A 767-nucleotide genomic window follows, 5' to 3' on the forward strand; every position below is an offset into this window, starting at 1 on the left:
GTAATAGGCCCCATTTTTTATTGCCTCAATGGAAGTATCAATAGATGAATAGGCCGTCATCATGATTACAGTAACATTGGGGGACCTGTGTTTAATTTTTTGAAGAATATCTAATCCACTTATACTTCCAATCCGCAAATCAAGTAGAACAATATCAACTGAAATCTGTTCAATATGTCGAAGACCTTCATCTGGATCTGTAGTAGTGACAACTTGATAATCGTCTTCTAATGCAAAGCTAAGAGCTGTACAAATTGCAGGTTCGTCATCGATCACTAACACATGTGGCTTCATATTTCTGTTCCTCCTTTTATGATCATAACAAAAGATTTAATAACATTATTAACTCAAAATGGCTTCTTGTTCTTCAGATAAAGGTAATAAGATGACGAATTTTGTTCCTGAATTAAGATAACTTTTCACATAAATATCCCCATTATTTTCTTTAATTAGTCTGTATGATAACGTAAGTCCTAATCCGACCCCTTTTTCTTTATTGGTGAAGAAAGGTTCAAAGATGTGGTTTTGTTCCTCCTGTTTCATCCCCTTGCCCGTGTCAGCTATGATAATCCGTCCTGTTTTTTCGTTCATTTTATCAATTGTAATTTTAATAGTTTTATGCTTTGTTTCTTCTACCGCTTGAATAGAATTTAATACTAAGTTAAGAAGCACCTGATGAATTTGTTGTAAATCTATATAAAAAACAAGGTCTTCATCAATAGTTTGTTCAAAATTAATTTGTTTTTTTTCCATAGTTACCTTATGAA

2 protein-coding genes are annotated in these 767 nt (G+C 32.5%); both read right to left on the reverse strand.

Annotated elements, in window-relative coordinates:
• The coding region (locus AC1DUW_RS31250) for a response regulator (protein ID WP_477644501.1) at nucleotides 1-294 on the reverse strand (294 nt) is incomplete at its 3' end.
• A gap of 48 nt (nucleotides 295-342) precedes the next feature.
• On the reverse strand, nucleotides 343-767 hold a 425-nt coding region (locus tag AC1DUW_RS31255), incomplete at its 5' end, for a sensor histidine kinase (protein WP_477644502.1).

Source organism: Peribacillus sp. P4_C12, from assembly GCF_056402095.1.